This window comes from Amaricoccus tamworthensis (assembly GCF_049800875.1).
GTDB lineage: Bacteria > Pseudomonadota > Alphaproteobacteria > Rhodobacterales > Rhodobacteraceae > Amaricoccus > Amaricoccus tamworthensis.
The window spans coordinates 846,435-870,352 of sequence record NZ_JBNAFV010000001.1 but is presented as its reverse complement, the minus strand read 5'-3'; the positions used below and the strand labels follow the sequence as shown (position 1 = coordinate 870,352).

At 61.2% G+C, this 23,918-nt stretch carries 21 protein-coding genes and 1 other RNA gene; 18 read left to right on the top strand and 4 right to left on the bottom strand.

The window, feature by feature from the left end; translation table 11 throughout:
- Positions 1 to 47: 47 nt before the first annotated feature.
- Positions 48 to 2,018 (bottom strand): DNA primase, encoded by a 1,971-nt coding sequence (dnaG, locus tag ACP15P_RS04135; protein WP_424927227.1) that lies wholly within the window; start codon positions 2,016 to 2,018, stop codon positions 48 to 50.
- A gap of 202 nt (positions 2,019 to 2,220) precedes the next feature.
- On the opposite strand from dnaG, the gene ACP15P_RS04130 reads away from it, so the two are divergent.
- Entirely contained in the window at positions 2,221 to 2,814 is a 594-nt protein-coding gene (locus tag ACP15P_RS04130) for a hypothetical protein (RefSeq protein ID WP_424927226.1), read from the top strand.
- A gap of 9 nt (positions 2,815 to 2,823) precedes the next feature.
- Here ACP15P_RS04130 and ACP15P_RS04125 read toward each other — a convergent pair whose 3' ends face one another.
- Positions 2,824 to 3,153 carry a DUF6476 family protein gene (locus ACP15P_RS04125; RefSeq protein ID WP_424927225.1) on the bottom strand — a complete coding sequence of 110 codons (330 nt, stop codon included), beginning with the start codon at positions 3,151 to 3,153 and terminating at the stop codon, positions 2,824 to 2,826.
- Between the two features lie 109 nt (positions 3,154 to 3,262).
- Between ACP15P_RS04125 and rnpB the strand changes: the two genes are divergently transcribed.
- From rnpB to mraY, 8 genes are all read left to right on the top strand, one after another.
- Positions 3,263 to 3,642, top strand: an RNA gene (gene rnpB / locus ACP15P_RS04120) — RNase P RNA component class A.
- A gap of 496 nt (positions 3,643 to 4,138) precedes the next feature.
- On the top strand, positions 4,139 to 4,690 hold the full coding sequence (locus tag ACP15P_RS04115; protein ID WP_424927224.1) for a division/cell wall cluster transcriptional repressor MraZ: 552 nt from the start codon (positions 4,139 to 4,141) through the stop codon (positions 4,688 to 4,690).
- Positions 4,687 to 5,691 (top strand): 16S rRNA (cytosine(1402)-N(4))-methyltransferase RsmH, encoded by a 1,005-nt coding sequence (gene rsmH / locus ACP15P_RS04110; protein WP_424927223.1) that lies wholly within the window; start codon positions 4,687 to 4,689, stop codon positions 5,689 to 5,691. The genes ACP15P_RS04115 and rsmH overlap by 4 nt, the downstream gene beginning before the upstream one ends.
- On the top strand, positions 5,688 to 6,041 hold the full coding sequence (ftsL, locus tag ACP15P_RS04105; RefSeq protein ID WP_424927222.1) for a cell division protein FtsL: 354 nt from the start codon (positions 5,688 to 5,690) through the stop codon (positions 6,039 to 6,041). Before rsmH ends, ftsL begins: the two co-directional genes overlap by 4 nt.
- Positions 6,038 to 7,834: a peptidoglycan D,D-transpeptidase FtsI family protein gene (locus ACP15P_RS04100; protein WP_424927221.1), complete on the top strand. Its 1,797-nt coding sequence runs from the start codon at positions 6,038 to 6,040 to the stop codon at positions 7,832 to 7,834. The genes ftsL and ACP15P_RS04100 overlap by 4 nt, the downstream gene beginning before the upstream one ends.
- A gap of 31 nt (positions 7,835 to 7,865) precedes the next feature.
- On the top strand, positions 7,866 to 9,386 hold the full coding sequence (locus ACP15P_RS04095) for a UDP-N-acetylmuramoyl-L-alanyl-D-glutamate--2,6-diaminopimelate ligase (RefSeq protein WP_424927220.1): 1,521 nt from the start codon (positions 7,866 to 7,868) through the stop codon (positions 9,384 to 9,386).
- A gap of 74 nt (positions 9,387 to 9,460) precedes the next feature.
- A complete protein-coding gene (locus tag ACP15P_RS04090) occupies positions 9,461 to 10,828 on the top strand; it encodes a UDP-N-acetylmuramoyl-tripeptide--D-alanyl-D-alanine ligase (protein WP_424927219.1) in 1,368 nt (455 codons plus the stop codon).
- Positions 10,829 to 10,837: 9 nt separating this feature from the next.
- Positions 10,838 to 11,923: a phospho-N-acetylmuramoyl-pentapeptide-transferase gene (gene mraY, locus ACP15P_RS04085; protein WP_424927218.1), complete on the top strand. Its 1,086-nt coding sequence runs from the start codon at positions 10,838 to 10,840 to the stop codon at positions 11,921 to 11,923.
- Positions 11,924 to 12,096: 173 nt separating this feature from the next.
- On the opposite strand, the gene ACP15P_RS04080 is transcribed toward mraY, so the two are convergent.
- Positions 12,097 to 12,885: a HEPN domain-containing protein gene (locus ACP15P_RS04080; protein WP_424927217.1), complete on the bottom strand. Its 789-nt coding sequence runs from the start codon at positions 12,883 to 12,885 to the stop codon at positions 12,097 to 12,099.
- Between the two features lie 255 nt (positions 12,886 to 13,140).
- Between ACP15P_RS04080 and murD the strand changes: the two genes are divergently transcribed.
- On the top strand, positions 13,141 to 14,544 hold the full coding sequence (murD, locus tag ACP15P_RS04075; RefSeq protein WP_424927216.1) for a UDP-N-acetylmuramoyl-L-alanine--D-glutamate ligase: 1,404 nt from the start codon (positions 13,141 to 13,143) through the stop codon (positions 14,542 to 14,544).
- The gene (locus ACP15P_RS04070; protein ID WP_424927215.1) at positions 14,537 to 15,163 is read left to right on the top strand and encodes a class I SAM-dependent DNA methyltransferase; all 627 of its coding nucleotides are present in this window, start codon (positions 14,537 to 14,539) and stop codon (positions 15,161 to 15,163) included. The genes murD and ACP15P_RS04070 overlap by 8 nt, the downstream gene beginning before the upstream one ends.
- A 22-nt stretch (positions 15,164 to 15,185) precedes the next feature.
- Here the strand turns inward: ACP15P_RS04070 and ACP15P_RS04065 are convergent, their stop codons facing one another.
- The gene (locus ACP15P_RS04065) at positions 15,186 to 15,683 is read right to left on the bottom strand and encodes a hypothetical protein (protein ID WP_424927214.1); all 498 of its coding nucleotides are present in this window, start codon (positions 15,681 to 15,683) and stop codon (positions 15,186 to 15,188) included.
- Positions 15,684 to 16,012: 329 nt separating this feature from the next.
- Here ACP15P_RS04065 and ACP15P_RS04060 point away from each other — a divergent pair, with 329 nt between their 5' ends.
- The 7 genes from ACP15P_RS04060 to ftsA are packed head-to-tail and all read left to right on the top strand — an operon-like array spanning position 16,013 to position 23,820.
- The gene (locus ACP15P_RS04060) at positions 16,013 to 17,197 is read left to right on the top strand and encodes an FtsW/RodA/SpoVE family cell cycle protein (protein ID WP_424927213.1); all 1,185 of its coding nucleotides are present in this window, start codon (positions 16,013 to 16,015) and stop codon (positions 17,195 to 17,197) included.
- Positions 17,194 to 18,300, top strand: coding sequence for a UDP-N-acetylglucosamine--N-acetylmuramyl-(pentapeptide) pyrophosphoryl-undecaprenol N-acetylglucosamine transferase (locus ACP15P_RS04055; RefSeq protein ID WP_424927212.1), 1,107 nt, complete (start codon positions 17,194 to 17,196; stop codon positions 18,298 to 18,300). The genes ACP15P_RS04060 and ACP15P_RS04055 overlap by 4 nt, the downstream gene beginning before the upstream one ends.
- On the top strand, positions 18,297 to 19,706 hold the full coding sequence (gene murC, locus ACP15P_RS04050) for a UDP-N-acetylmuramate--L-alanine ligase (RefSeq protein ID WP_424927211.1): 1,410 nt from the start codon (positions 18,297 to 18,299) through the stop codon (positions 19,704 to 19,706). Before ACP15P_RS04055 ends, murC begins: the two co-directional genes overlap by 4 nt.
- Before the next feature lie 25 nt (positions 19,707 to 19,731).
- Positions 19,732 to 20,661, top strand: coding sequence for a UDP-N-acetylmuramate dehydrogenase (murB, locus tag ACP15P_RS04045; RefSeq protein WP_424927210.1), 930 nt, complete (start codon positions 19,732 to 19,734; stop codon positions 20,659 to 20,661).
- Between the two features lie 50 nt (positions 20,662 to 20,711).
- Positions 20,712 to 21,626, top strand: a complete 915-nt coding sequence (locus ACP15P_RS04040) for a D-alanine--D-alanine ligase (protein WP_424927209.1) — start codon at positions 20,712 to 20,714, stop codon at positions 21,624 to 21,626.
- A complete protein-coding gene (locus ACP15P_RS04035) occupies positions 21,614 to 22,489 on the top strand; it encodes a cell division protein FtsQ/DivIB (protein WP_424927208.1) in 876 nt (291 codons plus the stop codon). The genes ACP15P_RS04040 and ACP15P_RS04035 overlap by 13 nt, the downstream gene beginning before the upstream one ends.
- A complete protein-coding gene (gene ftsA / locus ACP15P_RS04030; RefSeq protein ID WP_424927207.1) occupies positions 22,486 to 23,820 on the top strand; it encodes a cell division protein FtsA in 1,335 nt (444 codons plus the stop codon). Before ACP15P_RS04035 ends, ftsA begins: the two co-directional genes overlap by 4 nt.
- The last annotated feature ends 98 nt before the right edge of the window (positions 23,821 to 23,918 follow it).

Below are 23,918 nucleotides of genomic sequence, written 5' to 3'. Positions count from 1 at the left end.
CGGGTGTTTATTCCTTGTCTCTTACGAATCAGTGATTCGCAACGGGTCTAGCGATTTTTACGCTTTTTCCAGGTTTCACGGTCCAGGAGTTCCTGAATACTGGAAGACATCCTTTCCTCTTCCTGAGACCTCACGTCCATGTCCTCCGACAAGGGTGACCTGACTGACCGGTGATCCGCTTCGGTTGCCTGCTGAAGTCTCCAGGTGAGTTTCTCATCGGACGCCGACAGAATGTCCCGTTCCGCATCCCTGATCTCCGCAGCGCGACCGGTACGCGCTTCATGTTTCGTCAGTTCCTCGTCTATGGCCCGCATCGCGGTCCCAGGATCTGCCTTCGCGCTCAGGTGGCGGTTCGCCCCAACGATTCCGGGAGCCATCAGGCTGACCAAAGGCGGCCGACCGAGTGTTTGTCCCATGATTTCAACAAGTGCGGTAGCAGGATCAGGCTGAGATAGGGATTTTTCGTACCCTGACAAGAGTGCGTCACGGATTTCATTCAAATCATTTGACGAAAATTCGACGCTTTCCAGGCGGCTCTCAAACTCCGCGACGAGGTCCGGGTGATTGATGCACCCGATCAGGATGGCGCATTCACAGACCCGACCCGCGGAGGCCGCATCAACCGCTGCGCTCGCCAGAAACGAAGCCCGCAGTGCCGGGGTGGGGCCGGCCGGTGCTCTTCGGCCAAACCCGCGCGGCTGGAAAACGCCGCTCTTCCCGGTGGCTCCTTTCTTCTTCGGTGCAAACAGCTCCGCCCTTCGGTCGCGGAATTCCTGGCGGTAATGTTCCTTCAGGCCGCGGTCCTGAATTTTGTCGAGATGTGTCGCGAGTCGTTTGTCCAAAGCCCTGCGCCGCTCCGGGCTGTCGAGGACCTGGCCATCGGTTTCCCGGGCCCAAAGCAGACTGACCATCGGCCTTGAGCCTTCAATCAGATCCAGCATGGCCTGCGCGCCACCCGCGCGGATCACGTCATCAGGGTCCTGATTTGCCGGCATGATCGCGAATCGCAAAGCCTTGCCAGGTTCAAGCATTGGCAGGGCGAGGTCCGTCAGCCTGTGCGCCGCCGCCAGTCCGGCCTTGTCACCGTCGAGCGCCACGACCGGTTCCGGCGAAAGACGCCAGATCATCCGTAGCTGATGCTCCGTGATCGCCGTACCCAGGGGCGCTACGGCATGATCCAGCCCCGCACTCGCCAGCGCAATCACGTCCATATAGCCTTCGGTCACAATGAGCGTGCCCGCGCGATGCGCGGCACCACGCGCCGGTCCGACATTATATAGGCTGTGTCCCTTATCGAAGAGCGGCGTATCCGGTGAGTTCAGATATTTCGGCTCCTGACCGTCCCTCAGCGCTCTCGCTCCAAACGCAATCGCACGCTTCTGAGCGTCCCGAATTGGGAACATGACCCGCCCGCGAAACCGGTCGTATGGCGAGCCGCTGTCAGGAATTCCGATCAGACCGGCTTCAGCCATTCGGCTTTGGTCAAACCCCTTGTCCCGCAGGTGGTCCTGCAGGGCGCGCCGGTTGTCCGGGGCAAAGCCCAGCTCAAACCGGTCCACAATTTCGGGCTTTAGTCCGCGCCGCTCCAGATAGGCCCGGGCCTCTGACGCCCGTGCCGTGGAAAGCTGCATCCGGTAAAACTGGACCGCGGCCTCCATGATCTCAGCAAGTCCCTTGTTCTCCGCAGCTTTCTTCGCCGCCGCGGGGTCGCGCGCAGGCATGGGGATGCCGGCCTCAGTGGCGAGGGCCTCAACGGCTTCCATGAAGCCCATGTTCTCGCTGTCGCGCAGGAACGTCACGGCATCACCTTTGGCGTGACACCCGAAGCAGTAGAAAAATCCCTTGCTGTCCTGAACGTGGAACGAGGCCGTCTTTTCATGATGAAAAGGGCAGGGCGCCCAGAACTCGCCCTTGGACGGTTTCGACTTCTTGTTGTCCCAGATCACGCGCTGTCCAACGATCTGTGAGATCGGGACACGGTTGCGAAGTTCTTCCAGAAAACCAGGGGGCAGACTCATTGCGCAAATATCCGGTTTTGCCGGAGCCAACGCAAGAGGCATTGGTGGGAGCTTCCAGGTGGACGTTTGTGCCGAACTGAATGGTTGAGAGGTCGCCACATTTCTTTTTCTTTTGCATCAGTTTACATTTCAGTTGCCGGGGTTTGGGGTGTGGCGGCCCAGACCCAAGTGCATCGGAGCTGATTTTGAGGAAAAGAGCCAATTGAACCGGGACGCAATTCTCTCCGCTACATGCGCACTGCTCCTTTGCGTTCTTCCCGGCCGTCCCGCTGCGGATGCGTCGAGTGACGGCGGACTGTTTTTGACCATGGAGCGCGAGGTCGAACTGATTTCCCACGACTGGTTGCGTGATGTCCGTGAGAACCCCGCCAATCAACTGGCACCGTTCACGACCGATGGCTGTAGCGGTGGCATGTCGGATATCTGGAAACTCGTTGCAGGGGTTTCGGACCGGTTCGTTGAGGTCCATGACAGGCAGCCGCCGTGGGAAGCCTGTTGCGTGACCCACGACCGGGCCTATTACCTTGGTGGCGAAAACCCTGAGCCGGCGCAGAGCCATGCCGCCCGGCTCGCGGCCGATCGGGAGTTGAGGGTATGCGTCACGGAGGTTACTCAATCCGGCCGGGAAAAGGTGGCCGAGGAATATGGCCTGACCGTGGAGGAACTACACGCGATTTACGCCCGCATCGCGGATGGCATGTATCTGTCCGTGCGGCTTGGCGGGAAGCCCTGCTCCGGTTTGCCCTGGCGCTGGGGGTACGGCTGGCCGCAGTGCGGAATCGCCGCGCTGCCGTAACCGGGGAGTTCAGGGCTGAACAAGGAGTATGCCCCGGCTCTCACCGGTCTCCGCGTCAAACACGCGCACGCGCTCCTGGCCGTTCTCATCGACAGTAACGACCGCGACCCAGCCCGTTCCCATGGTCACGGCCCGGCCGCTTTCGCCCTCAGGGATCAGGATTTCCTGCGGAAGCTCAATGCCGGATCCGGTCGCGTTCAGTTTCACCACAAGTGTCACAACAATCACAACGAACCCGACGATCAGTGTGACCATCAGAGTATTGACCAGCCAGCGAAGCTGCCGCAGTCGCGGCGGCTCCGGAGGGTTGGGGTCCATGTTGTCGATGTCCTGGGTCATGGGGCGCTCCTGTGCGCGCACTGTTTATGCGATGGCGGCGGTCCGGGCCAGCCGTTTTGCGCAACTGGCCGATTGACGCGAGCGCGAGCCACTTCTACATCGGGCGCGCGTGGATGGCTGGATGGCCGCGGCCCTACGGGTCGAGGAAAGTCCGGACTCCGTGGAGAAATGGCGGCGGGTAATGCCCGCCCGGGGCAACCCGAGGGAAAGCGCCACAGAGAACAGACCGCCCGCGGCGTCAGCCACGGGTAAGGGTGAAACGGTGGGGTAAGAGCCCACCGCGCTGCCGGTAACGGGAGCGGCACGGCAAGCCCCGCCAGGAGCAAGGCCAAGTAGGGATCACGTGGGGGCTGGACCCCCGGGGCTTCTCCGGCCCCAGTGATCCGGGTGGCTGCCAGAGTGCGTCGGCAACGGCGGACCCAGATGAATGGTCATCGGCGGATCGGCAACGGTTCGCAACAAAATCCGGCTTACAGGCCATCCACGCGGATTCCCGGTGAATCTCATGGTACCTCAATGGTATTCCGGTGCACGCGGCCGGATCTGGCGGCAAATTCGGCTTCTGGTCGTGCATGGCTACAACTTTAGCTTCTTTTTTTGCCGGCCGCTGATCAGGCGGATTTACCTGGATATTGTGAGTGCAAATTTCGATTGGCCCAGATATGGATTTTTAGCTGGAATTTCGCCCTGAATTCATTTGATTCAATTTAATAATTTCCGAATTTCCATGGCGGGTACCACAAAAATCCATTGAAAACCATGTCCGGCCATGGTACCAAAATCCCCATGGAAGGCGGCGGTATAGCAACACGCCAAAAACATAAAAGAGCAGGTTCATACGGGCACGCCATCTTCCTTACGGGCAAAGATCCGGCTTGGTGGAAAATCGGGCAGACCACAGAAAGTGGCGCAGTTGGGTCGAGGGGCCTGAGACGGACTAAAGGGTGGGTCGTGCAAACAGGTAGCACGACTCACCTTTTGTTTTTTGAGAGAACGAAAGGCAGGAGTAACGCCTTTGACTGGGCACTTTAACGGGGCACACACCTTCAAGGTGGATCCGAAAGGCCGGGTATCGATTCCCGCGGACTTTCGGCGTGTGCTTGCTGAGGGTGATCCGGACTGCACCGATGGCGAATGCCCCCGTTTTGTCCTCGTTCTTGGCCTGTCGGACCAGCAGATGCTGGAGGGCATGACCGTAGAAAAGTCCCGCCAGATCGCCGCAGCTATCGCGCGGATGCCCAGAAAGGGCAAGGAAAAGCGCCTGGCGCAGCTCCGTTATCAGGCCAATTCCGTTACGCTCCAGGTGGACCCCAACGGTCGCCTGGTTCTGCCGCTGAACTGTCGGGAAAAGGCGGGCATTACCAATCAGGCCAAGTTTGTCGGCATGGGCGACGCCTTTGAGGTCTGGTCGGAGGAGCGCTTCAGCGCCGATTACGACGCGCTTGATGCCGAGGCCACCTCTGGCGAGGAGGGCGAGGCCCTTCAGGACAGCATGCATGATCTTCTCGATGCGGCGATGTACGGGGATGAGGCATGATGATGGCGGATGTCTCCCCCCACATCCCGGTGCTGCTGCAACCGATTCTCGACACGGCCTCTCCGATTCGCGGCACCTGGGTCGATGGAACTTTCGGGGCGGGGGGGTATTCCCGTGCGCTTTTGGAGGCCGGTGCCGACCAGGTGATCGCCATCGACCGTGACCCCGAAGTGTTTGAGCGGGCCGACGCTTGGATCGGAAGCTATTCCGGACGACTCACCACGGTTGAGGGCGTGTTCGGAAATCTCGACAAACTGGTGGCGGAAGCCGGGGTGCCGCACGCCGATGGTGTCGTGCTCGATATCGGGGTGTCGTCCATGCAGATCGACCAGGCCCATCGCGGTTTTTCTTTTCAGAAGGACGGCCCCCTCGACATGCGGATGTCCCGTGAGGGCCGCACCGCTGCGGACATCGTAAACGAGACACCCGAGGGCGAACTGGCCGACATCCTGTTTCAGCTCGGTGAGGAACGCGCCTCACGACGCATCGCCCGTGCCATTGTCGAGGCCCGCAAGGCAGAGCCCTTCACCTCGACGCTGCAGCTTGCATCGCTGATCGAACGCAAACTGCCCCGTCCAAAGCCGCGCCAGCCCCACGCCGCAACCCGCAGTTTTCAGGCGCTGCGTATAGCGGTGAATGATGAACTTGGCGAACTTGCCCGCGGTCTTGCGGCTGCCGAAGCCGCGCTCGCGCCGGGTGGCTATCTGGCCGTCGTCACGTTCCATTCGCTTGAGGACCGTATGGTCAAGCGGTTCATGCAGATGCGTTCCGGCGATGCGCCGCGCGGCAACCGTTATGCGCCGGTGCAGGAAGCAGATGAGCCCCGGTTTGAGCGTGTCACCCGCAAGGCAACCGGCCCCGATGACGCCGAGATCGCCGCCAATCCCCGGGCCAGGTCCGCACGTCTGCGGGTCGCCCGCCGTACCGATGCGCCCGCCGGAACCCTCGACCCGCGCGAACTTGGTCTGCCCCGTGTCGCCGCTAAAGGAACCGCGAAATGAGGCTGGTTCTTCAAATTTCAGCCGTCGTGCTCGTGGGCGTTTGTGCCACCTGGGCCTACAAGGTCAACTATGCGGCCCAGGACGGGCTGCGTCGCAACAACGCGCTGAAGCGTGAAATCCGCCATGAACAGCAGGCCCTCGAGGTTCTGCGGGCCGAGTGGGATTACCTCAACCGCCCGGAGCGCCTCCGCGCGATGGTGGAGGAGCACAACGAGCAGCTTCAGCTCGTCCCCCTTCAGCCAGATCATTTTGGCAACGTGGCCATGATTGCCTTCCCGCCGGTGGAAATTGACGTCACCGACCTGGTCGAGGCCGCCATGGAAGAAAGCAAAGACGGAGAAAACGAATGATCCGCCGCCCCCTGCGACCGCTCGCCCGAATTCTCCAGGCCCGTGATCAGGGCGTCGATCCCGATCGGATCGAGGCCCAGGAACGTGCTGCCCGTCTTGCCGCCTGTCAAAAGGCCGAACGCCGCAAGGCCGAACGCCGCCTCGTGCTTCTTGGTGGCGCGTTTGTGCTTGGCTTTGGTCTCGTGGCCGCTCAGATGGCCCGCGTGTCCGCGTCCGAGCCTGAACCGGAGCGGTCCGCCGGTCTTGCCAATCCCATTCTCAGCGACCGTGCGGACATCGTCGACCGCAACGGCCGTGTCCTTGCAACCAATGTCGCCACCACCTCCCTCTACGCCCATCCCAAATCGATGGTGGATCCCCGTGCTGCCGCCGATGGTCTGGCGCGGATATTCCCAGATCTCGATGCGGAGGAGCTTTTTGAGGATTTCACCGGATCTCAGAAATTTCTCTGGATTGAGCGTTCCATTTCCCCGGAACAGCACCAACTGGTCCATGACCTCGGGGAACCCGGCCTCCTGTTCGGTCGCCGTCAGTCGCGTCTCTATCCCAATGGCCGCATCCTCGCGCATACGCTCGGCGGTGCCAGGTACGGGCGTGAGGGTGTCCATTCCGCGGAGGTTCTTGGCCGTGCCGGCATTGAACTCGGTCTAAACAGCCGCTTGACCGACCCGAAAAAAACCGACGAGCCCCTGGTCCTGTCCATTGACCTCGCCGCGCAGACCGCGATGGAGGAGGTCCTGGCCGAGGGCATGGAAACCATGAACGCCAAGGGTGCGGTCGGTATTCTGATGGAAGCCGACACCGGTCAGATCCGCGCCATGGCGAGCCTGCCTGATTTCGACCCAAACAATCGCCCCACCGGACTGTTCGAGGGCGATCCCTCGGATAACCCGCTCTTCAACCGCGCATTGCAGGGGCGCTACGAACTTGGTTCCACGTTCAAGCCCTTTACGGTTGCCCTTGCGCTGGAAACCGGACTTGTCGCGCCGCAGACCATGGTCGACAGCAAAAGTCCGATGAAATGGGGCCGGTACCGCATCCGAGATTTCAAGGATTACGGCCCGCAGCTTTCCGTCGAGGATATCATCGTCAAATCTTCCAATGTCGGAACGGCGCGGATTGCGATTGAGCAGGGCGGAGCCGCGCAGCGTCGGTTTCTCGAAAACCTCGGCCTGATGACACCCCTGCGCGTGGAACTGGCCGAAAGCTCCAGTTCCGCCCCAATCCTGCCCCGTACGTGGTCGGAGCTGACAACCATGACCGTTTCCTACGGACACGGGATTTCCGTCACGCCTCTGCACCTGGCTGCCGCCTACGCAACCATTGCCAATGGCGGATACCGGGTCGAGCCGTCGTTCATTGAAAACCCCAATATCGACAAAACCGACAACCCCCAGGTCATCTCCGAGCGCACATCGCGGCAGGTCCGTGACATCATGCGCCAGGTCATGGTGCGTGGCACCGCCCGCGAGGCGGATGTCGAGGGGTATGCCCTTGCCGGTAAAACCGGTACGGCCGACAAGCCGCTCCCGGGCGGTGGATATGCCCGCGACAAGGTGATCTCGACGCTCGCATCCGTATTTCCGGCGGCGAACCCGAAATACGTTCTGATTGTGGCGCTTGATGAGCCAACAACGATTATCAACAAAACCTCGTTCCGCACGGCCGGTCTGACTGCCGCTCCGGTCGCTGCCGATATCGTGCGTCGCCTGGCGCCGATTCTGGGCATGCGGCCCGGTGATTTCGGCACCGAAGGGCCCGAGGTTCTTTACACGCTCGCGGGAAACAATTAGCCCCATTTCCCAAACAGGGTCTGAGGGGATCATGACCGGATCAGAACGAGCTGACACCCTGATGGGTTTTGAGGAACTGGGACTTTTGGCCGGGACACGTCGCGGTGGCGACTGGTCGGGAACCCTGCCGAGCATTTCCGGCATATCGGTCGACAGCCGCCGCACGGAGGAGGGCCACCTCTTCGCGGCCATGCCGGGCAGCAACGTTCATGGAGCCGAGTTCATATCCTACGCGCTCCGGATGAGAGCGGCCGTGGTTCTGACCGACGCGGCCGGCCTTGAGATCGCCGAGAAGGAACTCGGCCCTTTGCCGGTGCCGGTTGTGGTCTCGTCAGAACCAAGGCGCACCCTTGCCATTGCCGCGGCCCGCTGGTTCGGGGCGCAGCCCGAAACCATCGTTGCGGTAACGGGAACCAACGGAAAAACCTCCGTCGCCAGTTTCACGCGCCAAATCTGGGAAACCGCCGGCCAACGGGCCGTTAATTTCGGGACGGTCGGCGTAGAGGGCGCGGTCTCCGCTCCCCTGAGCCATACAACACCTGAGCCCGTAATCCTGCACGAACTGCTCAGTGATCTGGCCCGGAGCGGAGTGACCCACGCCGCCATGGAAGCCTCCAGCCATGGTCTGGACCAGCGTCGCCTTGATGGCGTGCGCCTCACCGCTGCAGGGTTTACCAATATTTCCCGCGACCATCTCGATTACCACGCCGGGTTCGAGGAATATTTTGACGCCAAAATGGGGCTTTTTGACCGCGTCCTGCCCCGGGGCGGAACGGCTGTCATCAACATGGACGACCGCCACGGCGAAAGCGTACTCGCGATTGTTCGCGCCCGAGGCCAGAACGCCATTACGGTTGGTCGCGGCGAGGATGCGGACCTTCGCCTGCTCGGCCAGCGGTTCGACGCGACCGGTCAGGAACTACTTTTCCAGTGGCGCGGCCGCAGTCACGGCACGCGGCTTGAACTGATCGGTGGCTTCCAGGGCCACAACGCCCTCGTCGCCGCGGGCCTCGCCATCGGTTCCGGTGCAAAGCCCGATGACGTCTTCGAGGCGTTGCGCGAGTTGCGCACGGTCCGTGGCCGTATGGAGCGTGCGGCGACCCGCGAAAACGGTGCGGCGGTTTTCGTCGACTATGCCCACACGCCCGAAGCTCTGCACACGGCGCTCGATGCCCTGCGTCCTCATGTCATGGGCCGTCTCGTCGTCGTGTTCGGCGCCGGTGGTGACCGGGACCGCGGCAAACGTTTGCTCATGGGGCAGGCTGCCGCGGAAAACGCCGATGTGGTCTATGTCACCGACGACAATCCGCGCAGCGAGGACCCGGCATCCATTCGCGCCGAAATCATGCCGGGCTGTCCGGAAGCAACGGAGATCGGCGATCGTGCGGAGGCCATTCTGGCCGCCGTTGACGCGCTTCAGCCCGGTGACGCGCTGCTGATTGCCGGCAAAGGCCACGAAACGGGCCAGATCGTGGGCGATGACGTGCTGCCCTTCAACGACCTTGAACAGGCCAGTGTCGCGGTATCCGCGCTGGACGGTCTCGGCTCGTGACCCCGCTCTGGACATCGGAGGAGGCAGCCCGCGCCACAGGCGGCAGGGCTCAGGGACATTGGAAAGCGCGTGGCGTGTCCATCGACACCCGTACGCTCATTCCGGGCGACCTCTTCGTTGCACTGAAGGCTGAACGGGATGGCCACGACTTCGTCGCCTCAGCACTTGAACGTGGGGCCGCCGCCGCGTTGGTATCCCGCATCCCGGACGGCGTCACTCCCGATGCACCGCTACTGCTCGTCGACGATGTTCTGCCCGCTCTTGAGGACATGGCCCGCGCCGCCCGAGCTAGGTTCTCAGGCAAAGTCGTAGCGGTCACCGGGTCTGCGGGGAAAACCGGCTCTAAGGAAATGCTCCGTACGGCGCTTGGTGCGCAGGCCCGCGTCCATGCGGCGGAGAAGAGCTACAACAACCATTGGGGCGTTCCCCTGACCCTGGCGCGGATGCCTGCGGATGCCGATTACGCCGTGATCGAAATTGGAATGAATGCGCCGGGCGAGATCGCCCCGCTGTCACGACTTGCGCGTCCAGATGTTTCGATCATCACGACGGTCGCGGCGGTCCATCTTGCGGCTTTCGCCAATGTGGAGGGTATTGCCCGCGAAAAGGCCTCAATCGTCCAGGGCATGGACCCGGGCGGCACGATCATTCTCAACCGCGACATCCCGACCTACCCAACCCTGTTGCGCGCCGCACGCAGGGCTGGGGTTCGTGTCGTCAGGTTTGGGGCCACCGGTCGGCCTGAGTATAGGTGCCTCGACGTTCGCGTGACCGGTAACGGCACGTCCGTCTCGGCCCGCAAAGGCTCCGAGAAATTCCTCTACCACGTCAGCGCCCCCGGAAAACATCTTGCGCTGAACGCCCTGGCGGTGCTGGCCGCCATTGACGCGCTGGGTGCGGATATGGGCCGCGCGGCTCTGTCCCTGTCCTCGTGGACCTCGCCCGAGGGCCGGGGGGCGCGCTGGAACGTGGTCATGGGGCCGGGCGGTTTGGACGGCAACATCCTGTTGATTGATGAAAGCTACAACGCCAATCCCGCCGCGATGGAAGCCGCGCTCGACGTGCTAGCGTCCGAGGAACCCGAGGACGGGGTTGGACGGGTCAGCCGCGGCCGCAGAATCGCCTTTCTCGGCGACATGCTTGAGCTCGGTGAGAGCGAAAAGGCGATTCACGCCGCACTGGCCGACATTCCGTCCATGGCGTCGGTTGCCACCGTTCACTGCGCGGGGCCACTCATGAAAGCCCTCCACGACGCGCTGCCGGTGGCAAGGCGTGGCGAATGGTTCAGCAGTTCGGAAAAAATGGCCGCGAAAACCGGAAAGCTTCTGGATGCGGGCGATATCGCGATGGTAAAAGGTTCACTCGGATCGCGCATGGGATGTGTCGTCGATGCGGTGAAACGCATGGGCGTCGCCGTGCCCGCGAACAAATCAGAGGAATGACATAGCCAAATGTTCTATTTTTTGGCCGAACTGTCCGAGAACGTAAGCTTTCTAAATGTTTTCAGATACATAACCTTTCGTTCCGGGGCTGCTTTCCTGACGGCCCTGCTGTTCGGCTTCATTTTTGGCCGCCCTCTCATCAACATGCTTCGGATCCGTCAGGGACGGGGTCAGCCCATCCGTACCGATGGACCCGAAGCCCACATCATCGCCAAGGCGGGAACGCCTACCATGGGCGGACTTTTGATCCTGTCAGCCATGGTGTTCTCGACGCTGCTCTGGGCGCGGTGGGACAATGGCTACATCTGGATGATCATGTTCGTGACCATCGGCTTCGGTCTGATCGGTTTCGCGGACGACTATGCCAAGGTCAGCAAACAGACCCACGCGGGCGTATCGGGCAAGGTCCGCCTCGCCATCGGTTTTCTAATTGCGCTCATCGCCGGTGGCTGGTCCATGTGGCTGCACCCGGAGCCCCTGAGCGGCCAGCTCGCCTTCCCGGTTTTCAAGGAATACCTGTTGGGCCTGGGTGTTCTCTTCGTGCCTTTCGCCATGCTGGTCATCGTCGGTTCCGCCAACGCGGTGAACCTGACCGACGGCCTTGATGGGCTCGCGATCATGCCGGTGATCATTGCCGCGTCGGCGTTGGGGTTCATCGCTTATGTCGTTGGCCGCGTGGACTACACCGAATATCTCGGCCTGCATTTCGTGCCGGGCACCGGTGAGATAGCTGTATTCGTCGCGGCCCTCATTGGCGGCGGTCTCGGCTTCCTGTGGTACAATGCGCCCCCCGCTGCCGTGTTCATGGGCGATACCGGCTCACTCGCGCTTGGCGGGGCTCTTGGGGCAATTGCCGTGGCCATCAAGCACGAAATCGTTCTGGCAATCGTCGGCGGCCTGTTCGTGGTCGAGGCCCTGTCCGTGATCATTCAGGTGCTTTACTACAAGCGCACGAAGAAGCGCGTGTTTCTTATGGCACCAATCCATCACCACTTCGAAAAGCTCGGCTGGGCCGAACCGCAGATCGTCATCCGGTTTTGGATCATTTCCCTGATACTGGCCATGATCGGTCTCGCAACCCTGAAAATCCGGTGACCGATATGGAGGTTTTGAGGCCTGGCGTGCTCCACGCTTGTCAGGATGCCGTGACGGGGCGGTAGAGCGCCCCCATGTTGAGCCAAGTGCATTTGCCTTACGAGCGGTAGAGATTAATTTCGAGTTATGTGATTTTTGAGGAGCCCGAAAAGCTCTGCTTGATCCTAGACCTCTTACAATAAAATTTCCAACGCTCGCTTGTCTTGTTTGGACAGTTTAATGTTTCTTAGCAACCATGTCGTCCCTTCGCGAGTCAATGTGTCGCCAGGATGTTTGGCCCGTAACCGTTGAAGCAACATATAAAGAGGGTTGTTCAGGAATGGGCCGAACGTTGGCAGGATATTTGATGGACATTCCGCGCCTGTTTTTGAATCTCCAAGGCCAAACGGGAAATTCCACGTACGCAGTACGTCATCGCGCGTTTTGGCCGGGAATTGTTGGCTAGGAAAGCAGATCAGTTTGTCCCACTCGCCAAATAGCTCCCTTGGCGTGTAGCTCGCATCGCTTTTTAAGACATCGCCATAAGTTCTGCCTCGGAAACCTTCATCTCGCAGGTCGATGTCAAAATCAATACCAATTACCCAGTTCAGGCCGACGGTGAGTCGCCGGATATCAAATGCGAGTTGATCCAGTTTAAAGAGTTCGTCGGGTTCCCGGTTCCAACTGACCAATCCATATCGACTTTCCGGGCTTCCTTTTCTTTCCATCTCACGTACGAAGTCTAACTTTGATCCGCCACGCCAGTGATCACTGTGCAATTGTTCGGGTTTACAAAATTCTGCAGCAACGTATCCGGGCATTTTTGTTGATAAAGTTTCGAACAGTTGGGTCAGATTGTGACCGAACCGGGAAACATCGGTTTCGTTCACAAGTAATGCTGCCTTTAGGTATTTCTCCAGACATTGGGCTGCCTGCCAAAAGAAATCGCCATGAAAGCCGTTGATCACCAGCCATCGCGCCAACAGGTAGTTCGTATCCGCTGGTTTCACGAAGAGTTGGTACGTCAGGACAGATTTAAAGTGGTTTAGGCTATGGTACATCGCGTCGGAGGCTGTGTCAGAGTGCAATACCTGTCGATACAACCCACGGTTCTTCAAATCGAGGATAATATCGTTATTTCCCGCCGGTGTATGGCATCTCTCCATTCCGCGCGATATTGCACTACAGAAATTGAAAGGTGATTGGTCCAATGTGTCCCGAAGCGAAAGGAAGCTGTCATGATCCCCGTTCGCGGCTATGACGGCCATAAAGTCGCGGTGCTCGGCCTTGGTCGGTCCGGTCTCCCGACCGTTCGTGCCCTTGAGGCGGGCGGGGCCGAGGTCATCGCGTGGGACGACACCGAAGCTGCCCGCATGACAGCGGATGGCGTCAACCTTCTGGATCTGAGCAAACCAGGCGCTTACGAGGGCGTTGCGGCCCTCATAGTGAGCCCAGGCATCCCACACCTGTACCCCGAACCGCATCCCGCAATCGCCGCCGCATGGGACGCGGGCGTCGCTGTGGATAACGACGTGGGCCTGTTCTTCCGCTCCTTCGCTGATGAGGAATGGGACTATTTCGACAGGATGCCCCAGGTGGTCTGCATCACCGGCTCGAACGGCAAATCCACAACCACCGCTCTGCTGACCCACATCCTGAAGGAGGCCCGACGACCGGCACAGATGGGCGGCAACATCGGCCGCGGTGTGCTCGATCTCGAACCCGCCGAGGACGGGATGGTGGTGGTCCTCGAACTGTCATCCTACCAGACCGAACTGGCCCGGGCGCTACAGCCTGACATTGCCGTTTTTCTCAACCTCTCGCCGGATCACCTTGACCGTCACGGAGGGGAGGGCGGCTATTTCGCAGCCAAGCGCCGCCTCTTCACCCAGGGTGGTCCGTCGCGCAGCATCATTGGGGTCGATGGCAAGGAGGGCCGCTTCCTCGCCAATACCATGCGCGAAATGGCCGGCACTGGCGATCCGGTCATTGAAATTGCCTCCAGCCGCAAACTTTCCGGCCCCGGCTGGAACATCTTTGCCCGCAAGGGTTTCCTCTCCGAGTGGCGGCACGGACGGCAAACCGGCTCGATTGACCTGCGCGACATGGAAAACCTGCCGGGCGCGCACAATCACCAAAACGCCTGCGCCGCCTACGCGGCCGCCCGCTCGCTTGGTCTTGGCCCCAAACCCATTGAGAAGGCCATGCGTTCCTATCCGGGCCTGCCGCACCGCTCCAAACTCGTCGCGATTCACAACGACATCCGCTACGTCAATGACAGCAAGGCCACCAATGCCGACGCCGCTGGCAAGGCGCTCAGCAGTTACAGGAACATCCGCTGGATCGCCGGTGGACAGCCCAAGGCCGGCGGCATCGAACCACTCCGCCCCCTGTTTGACCGCATCGCCGGGGCTTACCTGATCGGAGAAGCCGCTGGGGCGTTCGCGGACACTCTCGGCGATACGCCGAACCGTGTCTGCACCACGCTCGATGCGGCGGTGGAGGCGGCCATGGCTGACGCACAGCCCGGCGACACCGTTCTGTTAGCCCCGGCCTGCGCCAGCTTCGACCAGTTCAAAAGTTTCGAGGCCCGCGGCGATGCATTCGAGATGCTGGTGCGGGACGCGCTGAAAGGTGCCTGACGACCCCGCAGCCCGCAGCGAACTGCACCGCAGTGTCTACAACGAACACGCCCAGGCCTTTGACGCACATCGTGGCAAAACCCTGTTCGAGCGCGCCTGGCTCGATCGCTTCCTGTCAAGTCTGACCGATCAGGCTGAGATCCTCGATATGGGATGCGGCAGCGCCGAGCCCATTGCTGCGTACCTGATTGAAAGGGGGCATCGCGTTACAGGTGTGGATTTCGCTCCGGCCATGCTGGACCTCGCCCGAAACCGGTTCCCCGATTATGCCTGGATTGAAGCGGACATGACGGCTTTGTCCCTTAAGCAAAATTTCGACGGTATCATCGCCTGGAACAGTTTTTTCCATCTGACCATGGCTCAGCAGTCAGCCATGTTCCCCATCTTCGCACACCATCTGAAGCCGGGCGGCGCACTCATGTTCTCTTCCGGACCCAGTGCCGGGGAAAGTGTTCCCGGCACGGTCAACGGTCAAACCGTGCTGCACTCAAGCCACAGCCCCGCCGGCTACACTGAACTTATGGAGTCAAACGGCCTTGAACTGCGCCAGTTCAAGGCCGAGGACACGGAGTGTCGCGGTCACACGGTCTGGATCGCCCGCAAAGCGACCCAGGCCTGAATTATTTTGTTAAAGCCGCGAATTAACCACCCGACCGGACGGCGTCGGCTGCCCCACTGGCAAACGCCTTGACGATGGCATCGTAGTAGCCAGCGGTTGACGGATCGATATCCACGACATTTTCACTCTGGAGATAGGGCGTTGCATCCTGCGCAGTTGCCGTCACCGTGTAGGCCGGGTCCGGCCGTCCATCAGGCTCAATGTCACCAACCGTGACCACTCCGGCCAGTGCTGCGCTGTCAATCGTGGCATCCGCCGAGAACGTTTCGCTCAGCGAAAGTTCGTCAACATCGACCGTGAGCGGATGCCCGGACGGATCGACCGCGCCAATAAACTCGGCCGCGATTGCGGTTTCGAGGTCGCTGCTCAGGTTTTGCCAGTAATCGACCGCATCGCGGCTCTGAATGGCGGACAGATCGGTATTCACGGTCACGGACGAGATCGTAAACTGTTCCTCGGTTCCACCAGCACAGGCGGCAAGCGTCAGAACACCCATCACGGCTGCAGTACGTTTCAGCATCTCAAATTCCCCCGGTTTCAGGTTTGTCAGTATGACTTCAGATGCAGTCCAAACCCTGTATAGGCGCCAAAGTTCCCTGCGACAAACCTGCCCGGCACGCTCTTGGCGCGGTAAAATTCCCCAATTTAACGCTCTTTTCGACCCTCTGACACCGCATCCCGAAGCGTCGCGAAAGGCGAATTTCGCTCATGGCTAATCCTTCGTTAATGGATTGAGCCGAATTACTGGTAATGCCGCAGATTAATGGTAAACTGTCGCGCAAACGGTTCGCGCCGGGGATCAACCTTGGGTGAAACCGATAACAGGCAAGAGGGAAAGGGCAGTTCCCGATGACCGATATGGTCCATGGCCTCGTTCCGGACGAACCGGAAGAGGCGATTTTCTCCGCATGGTGGCGGACCGTCGATCGCTGGTCGCTGGCTGCGATTCTCGCGCTGTTTCTCATTGGTCTCCTGCTCGGCATGGCCGCGTCCCCGTCACTTGCTGCCCGCAATGGACTCGACGGTTTTCACTACGTCACCCGGCAGGTCATCTTCGGCATCGCCGCTCTCCTTGGCATGGTAACGCTGTCCATGATGTCGCCCACCAGACTGCGGCGGATCGCGGTGCTGGGCTTTGCCGTCGCGGTCGTGGCCGTCGTGCTGTTGCCGGTTTTCGGCACGGATTTCGGCAAGGGCGCCACCCGCTGGTACTCGCTCAAGGTCATCTCGGTTCAGCCCTCTGAGTTCCTTAAACCCACCTTTGCCGTCTTTGCCGCCTGGGTAATGGCCGCGAGTTTTGACATCAACGGACCACCAGGGCGCCTCATTTCCTTCGTTTTTGCCGTTGCCCTGATGCTGATCCTCGCCGCCCAGCCGGATTTCGGACAGGCGGGACTGATCATTTCCACCTGGATTCTGATGTATTTCGTGGCCGGCGCACCCATCAAAGTCCTCGGCACCGTCGGCGCCGGTATCATCGCGTTCGGGTGGTTTGCCTACAATAACTCAGCTCACGTCGCCTACCGCATCAACGGTTTCCTGACCGACGAGGTCGATCCGCGCAGCCAGATCGGCTATGCCACCAACGCCATCCATGAGGGCGGTTTTCTCGGTGTCGGTATCGGCAACGGCTCCGTCAAAAAGGTTCTGCCGGACGCCCATACCGATTTCATCATCGCCGTGGCGGCGGAAGAGTTCGGACTGATCCTGTGCGTGGTCATCCTTGGCCTCTACGGCGTTATTGTCGTCCGCTCGCTGTTCCGTCTCGTGGTCGAACGCGACATGTTCATCCGCCTCGCCGGAACCGGTCTCGCCGTGCTTCTTGGTATGCAGGCCCTGATAAATGTGGGCGTGGCCGTCCGCCTGCTCCCCGCAAAAGGCATGACGCTGCCACTTATTTCCTATGGCGGGTCGTCCCTCATCGCTGCAGGCTTCGGCCTCGGCATTCTCCTCGCCATGACACGCACACGGCCGCAAAACGAGTTTGATGAAATCCTGGCCCAGCATCCCCAGAACAGGACACTCCAGCCATGAGCACTCAACCCTATCTGCTCATCGCCGCAGGAGGCACCGGCGGGCACATGTTTCCCGCCCAGGCCCTGTCCGAGGCCATGCTGGCGCGGGGCTGGCGGGTCAGCCTGTCCACCGATGCCCGCGGCGCGCGCTATGCGGGCAATTTCCCCGAGGCCGTGACCCGTCAGGTCACCGCCGCCGCCACATTCGCCCAGGGCAGCAAACTGACCCGGGCGCTCACGCCGCTGACAATCGCCCGCGGCGTGGCAACCACGACATGGGAAATGTATCGCGACCGTCCCGATGTGGTGATCGGCTTCGGTGGATACCCGGCCCTCCCGGCCATGGCCGCAGCCGGGATCCTGCGCATCCCCCGCCTGATCCACGAACAGAACGGCGTCCTTGGTCGCGTGAACCGTCACTTTGCCTCCCGCGTTGACCTGGTGGCCTGTGGAACCTGGCCGACGCCGCTGCCCGAAGGGGCCGTTGGCGAGCATGTGGGCAATCCGGTACGCGCCACGATCCTCGAGGCTGCCGGTGCGCCATATCGCCTTTCTCCCGACGGAGGCATCGATATCCTCGTCATCGGCGGCAGCCAGGGAGCAGGGCTCTTTTCCTCCGTCGTCCCGGAAGCGATTTCCAAATTGCCCTGGGACATCCGCGACCGCCTGCGCCTGTCGCAGCAGGTCCGGCCCGAAGACATGGAAAGGGTTCAGCAGAAATACGCCGAACTTGAGGTTGAGGCTGAGTTGCGCCCGTTCTTCGACGACGTGCCCGAACGTCTGGCCTGGGCCTCGCTCGTCATCAGCCGTTCCGGCGCCAGCTCGGTCGCCGACATCACTGTTATGGGGCGTCCGGCCGTTCTCATCCCCTATGCCGCAGCCCTCGACGACCACCAGAACGCCAACGCCCAGGGCCTGGTGGAAGCGGGCGGGGCTTTTGTCATTCAGGAAAGCGAATTGACGCCGAAGCTCCTGGCAGGGCATATCACCGAAATTCTTTCCGACCCCGAGGGCGCCGCCGCCATGGCCCAGGCATGCCTCTCGCAGGGTAAACCCGACGCGACCGCCCACCTGGCCGAACTGGTGGAGGCGCTGCGCAAGACCAAAGGACGACCCGAATGAACGGACAGACCCGACTGCCCCATGATATCGGCCCCATCCATTTCACCGGTATCGGCGGCATAGGCATGTCCGGCATCGCCGAGGTTCTGCTCGACCATGGGTTCCAGGTCCAGGGATCGGATCTGCGCGGCTCGCCCATCACCAAACGTCTCGGAGAGATGGGCGCGAAAATCTTCATCGGTCAAAAGGCGGAAAACCTCGACGGCGCCGAGGTCGTGGTAATCTCCTCCGCCATCAAAAAGGGCAACCCGGAGCTCGACGCGGCCCGCGCCCGCAACCTGCCGGTTGTGCGTCGGGCGGAGATGCTCGCCGAACTGATGCGCCTGAAATCGAATGTGGCCATTGCCGGAACCCACGGAAAAACCACCACCACCTCCATGGTCGCGGCCCTGCTTGTAGGGGGTGCCATGGACCCGACCGTTATCAATGGAGGTATCATCCACGCCTACGGTTCCAACGCCCGCATCGGCGAGGGCGACTGGATGGTGGTTGAGGCTGACGAGAGTGACGGAACCTTCAACCGTTTGCCCGCGACCATAGCGGTCATCACCAATATCGACCCGGAACACCTGGACCACTATGGCGATTTCGAGGCCCTGAAAGAGGCGTTCCACACATTCGTCTCGAACATCCCTTTTTACGGCATCGCCGTTTGCTGCATCGACCACCCGGAGGTTCAGGCCCTTGTCGGTCGGATCACCGACCGCCGCGTCGCCACCTACGGCTTTAGCCCGCAGGCCGATGTCCAGTGCCGCAATCTCCGCTATGAAGACGGGAAGGCCGTTTTCGACGCCATGTTCCACGACAGCGACCGCCTGATCGAGGGCCTGATCCTGCCCATGACCGGCGACCACAACGTCTCGAACGCGCTCGCCGCCATCGCCGTCGCCCGCCATCTCGGAATTCCCGAAAGCGCCATCCGCGAGTCGCTGAAATCCTTTGGTGGCGTGAACCGGCGGTTTACCCGCGTGGGCGAATGGAACGGCGTCACGATCATCGACGACTACGCCCATCACCCGGTCGAGATCACCGCAGCCCTCAAGGCCGCCCGCCAGGCCACCAAGGGCCGGGTTATCGCCGTGCATCAGCCCCACCGCTATTCCCGTCTGCACGACCTCTTCACGGGGTTTTGCGGCTGCTTCAACGACGCCGATACCGTGGTCATCACTGATGTCTATGCCGCGGGCGAGGCGCCCATCGAGGGCATCAGCCGTGACACCCTCGTCGGCGGTCTCGTTGCCCACGGCCACCGCCGCGCCATCGCCGTTGCGGGGGAAGAGGGCCTTGTGGACCTCGCAAAGGCCGAGTGCCAGCCGGGTGACATTCTGATTTTCCTGGGCGCCGGTTCAATTTCCAACTGGGCCAACGCCTTGCCCGAGCGTCTGAACGAACCGGTTGAAGCATAAGGGGTCCGCACGGGTGGCTGATCAAATGACCAAAACCCTTCCGGAGGTCCGGGGCACTTTGGCGAAGGAACGCGCCCTCGACAGCCTGACCTGGCTCCGCGTCGGTGGTCCGGCCGAGTGGTTTTTCATGCCTGCCGACCCGGAGGACCTCGCCGCCTTTCTCAAAGGAACGCCCGAAGACATTCCCGTCATGCCAATGGGTGTCGGCTCCAACCTCATCGTGCGTGATGGCGGAATTGACGGCGTGGTCATCCGCATGGGACGCAATTTCAACCAGATCCATATCGAGGGCGACCGGGTCACGGCCGGTGCCGCAGCACTTGATGCCCAGGTCGCAAAAAAAGCCGCCGATGCGGGTATCGATTTGACGTTTCTCCGCACAATTCCTGGCTCAATCGGCGGCGCAGTCCGCATGAATGCGGGCTGTTACGGCGGGTACATGGCTGATGTGTTCGTAGGCGCGAAGGGTCTCACACGCCAGGGCGAGCCGGTAGAATTCACTGCCGCCGATCTCGGCTTCGCCTACCGGTCCAGCACCATTCCGGACGGCGTCATTATTACCGAGGTCACCATGACCGGGCCAACGGGCGATGCGGCAGGTCTCCATGCCAAAATGGAAAAACAGATCGCCAGCCGTGACGCGACCCAGCCCACAAAGGACCGCACCGCCGGTTCGACCTTTCGCAACCCGGCGGGCTTCTCCTCAACCGGACAGGACGACGACACCCATGATCTGAAGGCCTGGAAAGTCATTGATGACGCGGGCCTGCGCGGATTTTCGCTCGGCGGAGCGCAGATGTCGCCCAAGCATCCAAATTTCCTTGTAAATACAGGCACCGCTACGGCGGAGGATCTCGAAAATCTCGGACAATTTGTAATAAAAAAGGTTTTCGATCACAGCGGAATCAAGCTAGAGTGGGAAATAATGCGGGTCGGAAAAAAAATTGACCCGTAAATAAAGGTCCGAACAGCCGAAAACGGCGGCGGACAGAAATGAGGCCGGGCATGTCGAGCAGGACAGCAGCCCGCATTGCAGTGTTAAAAGGCGGCCTTTCGGTCGAGCGCGAAGTGTCGCTTGTATCGGGCCGTGAATGTGCCGCTGCGTTGCGGAATGAAGGATACGACGTCGTCGAAATAGACGCGGGCCGCGACCTTGCGCAGGTTCTCGACCGTGAAAAACCCGACGTGGTGTTCAATGCCCTGCATGGCCGCTGGGGCGAGGACGGATGCGTCCAGGGCCTCCTTGAATGGATGGCCATTCCCTATACCCATTCCGGCGTTTTGGCCTCCGCACTGGCCATAGACAAAATCCGCGCCAAGGATTTCTTCAGGGCCGCCGGACTTCCGGTCGCGACCAGTCTGCTCGAAACGAAAGAGCGGATCAGGACGTCCCACCCGATGGAGCCACCCTACGTGGTCAAACCCTACAATGAGGGGTCTTCCGTCGGCGTATATATAGTCAGCGAACATGCCAACGGCCCCGCCCGGATCGCAAATGACATGCCCGACCTGCTCATGGTCGAGGAATTTCTGCCCGGCCGCGAGCTGACTGTTGCCGTACGTGGGGACGAGCCGCTTGCAGTGACCGACATCTATGCGGATGGCTGGTACGACTATAATGCGAAATACTCCACGGGCGGCTCCCGCCACGTGATCCCCGCTGAGATCCCCAAAGACATCGAGACGGCCTGCCTCGACTACGCCCTGCGCGCCCACCAGTCGCTTGGATGCCGGGGGGTGAGCCGTACCGATTTTCGCTGGGACGAGACTAGGGGCCTCGAGGGTCTGTTTCTTCTCGAAACCAACACCCAGCCCGGCATGACGCCCACATCGCTTGCCCCTGAGCAGGCCGCCCATTGCGGTATGGATTTCGGCACCCTGTGTCGCTGGATGGTGGAGGACGCCTCATGCGACCGGTGAAAAACCGCCGGCGCGACCCGGCTCCTTCCCGTTTGCGCTATCGCGCGACCCGTCTGTGGCTCCGGCCAGGGTTCCGTCGGCTGGTGAATGTCGGCGTTCCCATGATCGCGGGCCTTGCCGCATCCTGGACCCTGATGGCGGAGTTTGATCTTGCGGGCAGCGTGAGCCGCATCTGGAACGACACCCGTGCGGCCATTGTTGAGCGCCCACAGTTCATCATTTCCAGCATGGACATCCCCGGCGTCAGTGAGGATCTGGCCGAACAGATCCGCGTGGCCGCCTTCGTCCGTCTTCCTGCCAACAGTCTTGAGGTCGATGTCAATCAGGTCCGCGAGCGGGTCGAGTCCCTCGATGCCGTGGAACGCGCCAGCGTGCGGGCCCATGCCAATGGTGTTCTTGAAATCCGCGCCATTGAGCGCCTGCCCGTGGTCGTCTGGCGGTCGATGACCGGGCTTCAACTTCTTGATCATAACGGGGTCCGCGTGGCGGAGGTCGACAGCCGCCTGCGCCGCCCCGACCTTCCGCTCATCGCCGGGGCAGGGGCCGCGGCCCATGTGCCCCAGGCCCTGCGCCTGCTGGACGGGGCGCAGCCGCTCCATGACCGCATCCGCGGCCTCGTCCGCGTGGGCGAGCGGCGCTGGGATCTGGTTCTGGACCGCGACCAGATCATCCAGCTGCCGGAAGAGGATCCCCTTTCCGCGCTGCGGCGGGTCATGGCGCTGCACGCCGCGGAAGACCTTCTGGACCGCGATGTGGTGGCAATAGATTTGCGCAATCCGGAAAGGCCGATGCTGCGTCTGTCCGAATTCGCGGAATCCGAACTGGTAAGATTGAGAATGATTGCGTTGGGAGAAGATGCATGAATCAGCAGATTTACGACCTGCAACGGGCGATGCGGGCCCGCCGTGAGGCCGCACTTAAACGGGGTGTGATCGCGGTTCTGGACATCGGTACGTCCAAGGTCGTCTGTCTGGTGCTTCAGTTCGTGCCCGAGGAGGTCGGCGAGGGCGCCGAAACCCGCACCGTGCTGCGCCAGGGCGCGTTTCGGGTCATCGGTGCCGCAATCACCCGATCCCGCGGTATCTCCTTTGGCGAGATTACCTCGATGGACGAATGCGAGCGCGCCGTGCGCACCGCGGTCCAGGGCGCCCAGAAGATGGCGAACCTGCGCCTCGACCATGTTCTCGTCAGCTTCTCCGGCGGCAAACCCCGATCCTATGGCGTGACGGGCGAGGTTGCCGTCGCCAATGGCGCGGTCGCGGAAACCGACATTGGTCACGTTCTCGCGGCCTGTGACTACCCCGACTACGGCGATGACCGCGACCCGATCCATGCCATGCCGGTCAATTTCTGCCTGGATCAGCGTTCGGGCCTGACCAACCCGCGCGGCCAGATCGGCAACCAGCTTGAGGTGGACATGCACCTCGTGACCGTCGGGTCCACGCCCATGCGCAACATTCTCCACTGCATCCGGCGCTGTGACCTCGAACTGGCCGGGCTGATCTCTACTCCCTATGCGAGTGCTCTCGCGAGCCTCGTGGAGGATGAGCAGGAACTCGGTGCCGCCTGTATCGACATCGGCGCGGGCATCTCCGGCATCAGCCTCTTCGTCCGCAAGCAGATGATCTACACCGACAGCATCCGCATGGGGGGCTCGCACATCACCAGCGACATCTCGCAGGGGCTTCAGATTTCCATGCAGGATGCCGAACGTCTCAAGACGATGCACGGCGGTCTGATCGCCACCGGCATCGACGACCGGGATATGATCGAACTGCCCTCTGCCCTCGGCGACTGGGACCACAACCGGCGCCAGATCAGCCGCTCGGAACTCATCGGAGTGATGCGTCCGAGGGTCGAGGAAATCCTCGAAGGCGTGCGCGCCAGACTCGACGCCTCGGGGTTCGAGCATCTTCCATCACAACAGATTGTGTTAACGGGTGGCACCGCACAGATCCCTGGAATGGACACCGTGGCCTCCCACATCCTCGGCCGCCAGTGCCGAATCGGTAAGCCGCTGAGGGTCCAGGGACTGCCCCAGTCGGCCTCCGGAACCGCGTTTTCGGCTCCTGTCGGACTCGCGATTCACGTCTCCGAACCCCATGACGAGTGCTGGGATTTCGAATTGCCAGCCGATCGGCAGGGGGCACGCAAAGTGGTCCGCGCTTTGCGGTGGTTTAAGGAGAACTGGTAACTTGCGGATACATAGCAAATTTCCTCTGCATCTAGTAGCAAAACACAATATATTGGGGCTAACCACATGATTTTGCGTGACCCCAGGGGTTGTTTGGG

Excerpts from the sequence above, each read along its gene's own strand:
- ACP15P_RS04065 (WP_424927214.1), bottom strand. The coding sequence starts at position 15,683 with ATGCTGAAACGTACTGCAGCCGTGATGGGTGTTCTGACGCTTGCCGCC.
- ACP15P_RS04040 (WP_424927209.1), top strand. The coding sequence starts at position 20,712 with ATGTCGAGCAGGACAGCAGCCCGCATTGCAGTGTTAAAAGGCGGCCTT.
- rsmH (WP_424927223.1), top strand. The coding sequence starts at position 4,687 with ATGATGATGGCGGATGTCTCCCCCCACATCCCGGTGCTGCTGCAACCG.
- ACP15P_RS04035 (WP_424927208.1), top strand. The coding sequence starts at position 21,614 with ATGCGACCGGTGAAAAACCGCCGGCGCGACCCGGCTCCTTCCCGTTTG.
- ACP15P_RS04060 (WP_424927213.1), top strand. The coding sequence starts at position 16,013 with ATGACCGATATGGTCCATGGCCTCGTTCCGGACGAACCGGAAGAGGCG.
- murD (WP_424927216.1), top strand. The coding sequence starts at position 13,141 with ATGATCCCCGTTCGCGGCTATGACGGCCATAAAGTCGCGGTGCTCGGC.
- ACP15P_RS04125 (WP_424927225.1), bottom strand. The coding sequence starts at position 3,153 with ATGACCCAGGACATCGACAACATGGACCCCAACCCTCCGGAGCCGCCG.
- ACP15P_RS04055 (WP_424927212.1), top strand. The coding sequence starts at position 17,194 with ATGAGCACTCAACCCTATCTGCTCATCGCCGCAGGAGGCACCGGCGGG.
- ACP15P_RS04100 (WP_424927221.1), top strand. The coding sequence starts at position 6,038 with ATGATCCGCCGCCCCCTGCGACCGCTCGCCCGAATTCTCCAGGCCCGT.
- ftsL (WP_424927222.1), top strand. The coding sequence starts at position 5,688 with ATGAGGCTGGTTCTTCAAATTTCAGCCGTCGTGCTCGTGGGCGTTTGT.
- dnaG (WP_424927227.1), bottom strand. The coding sequence starts at position 2,018 with ATGAGTCTGCCCCCTGGTTTTCTGGAAGAACTTCGCAACCGTGTCCCG.
- ftsA (WP_424927207.1), top strand. The coding sequence starts at position 22,486 with ATGAATCAGCAGATTTACGACCTGCAACGGGCGATGCGGGCCCGCCGT.
- murC (WP_424927211.1), top strand. The coding sequence starts at position 18,297 with ATGAACGGACAGACCCGACTGCCCCATGATATCGGCCCCATCCATTTC.
- mraY (WP_424927218.1), top strand. The coding sequence starts at position 10,838 with ATGTTCTATTTTTTGGCCGAACTGTCCGAGAACGTAAGCTTTCTAAAT.
- ACP15P_RS04095 (WP_424927220.1), top strand. The coding sequence starts at position 7,866 with ATGACCGGATCAGAACGAGCTGACACCCTGATGGGTTTTGAGGAACTG.
- murB (WP_424927210.1), top strand. The coding sequence starts at position 19,732 with ATGACCAAAACCCTTCCGGAGGTCCGGGGCACTTTGGCGAAGGAACGC.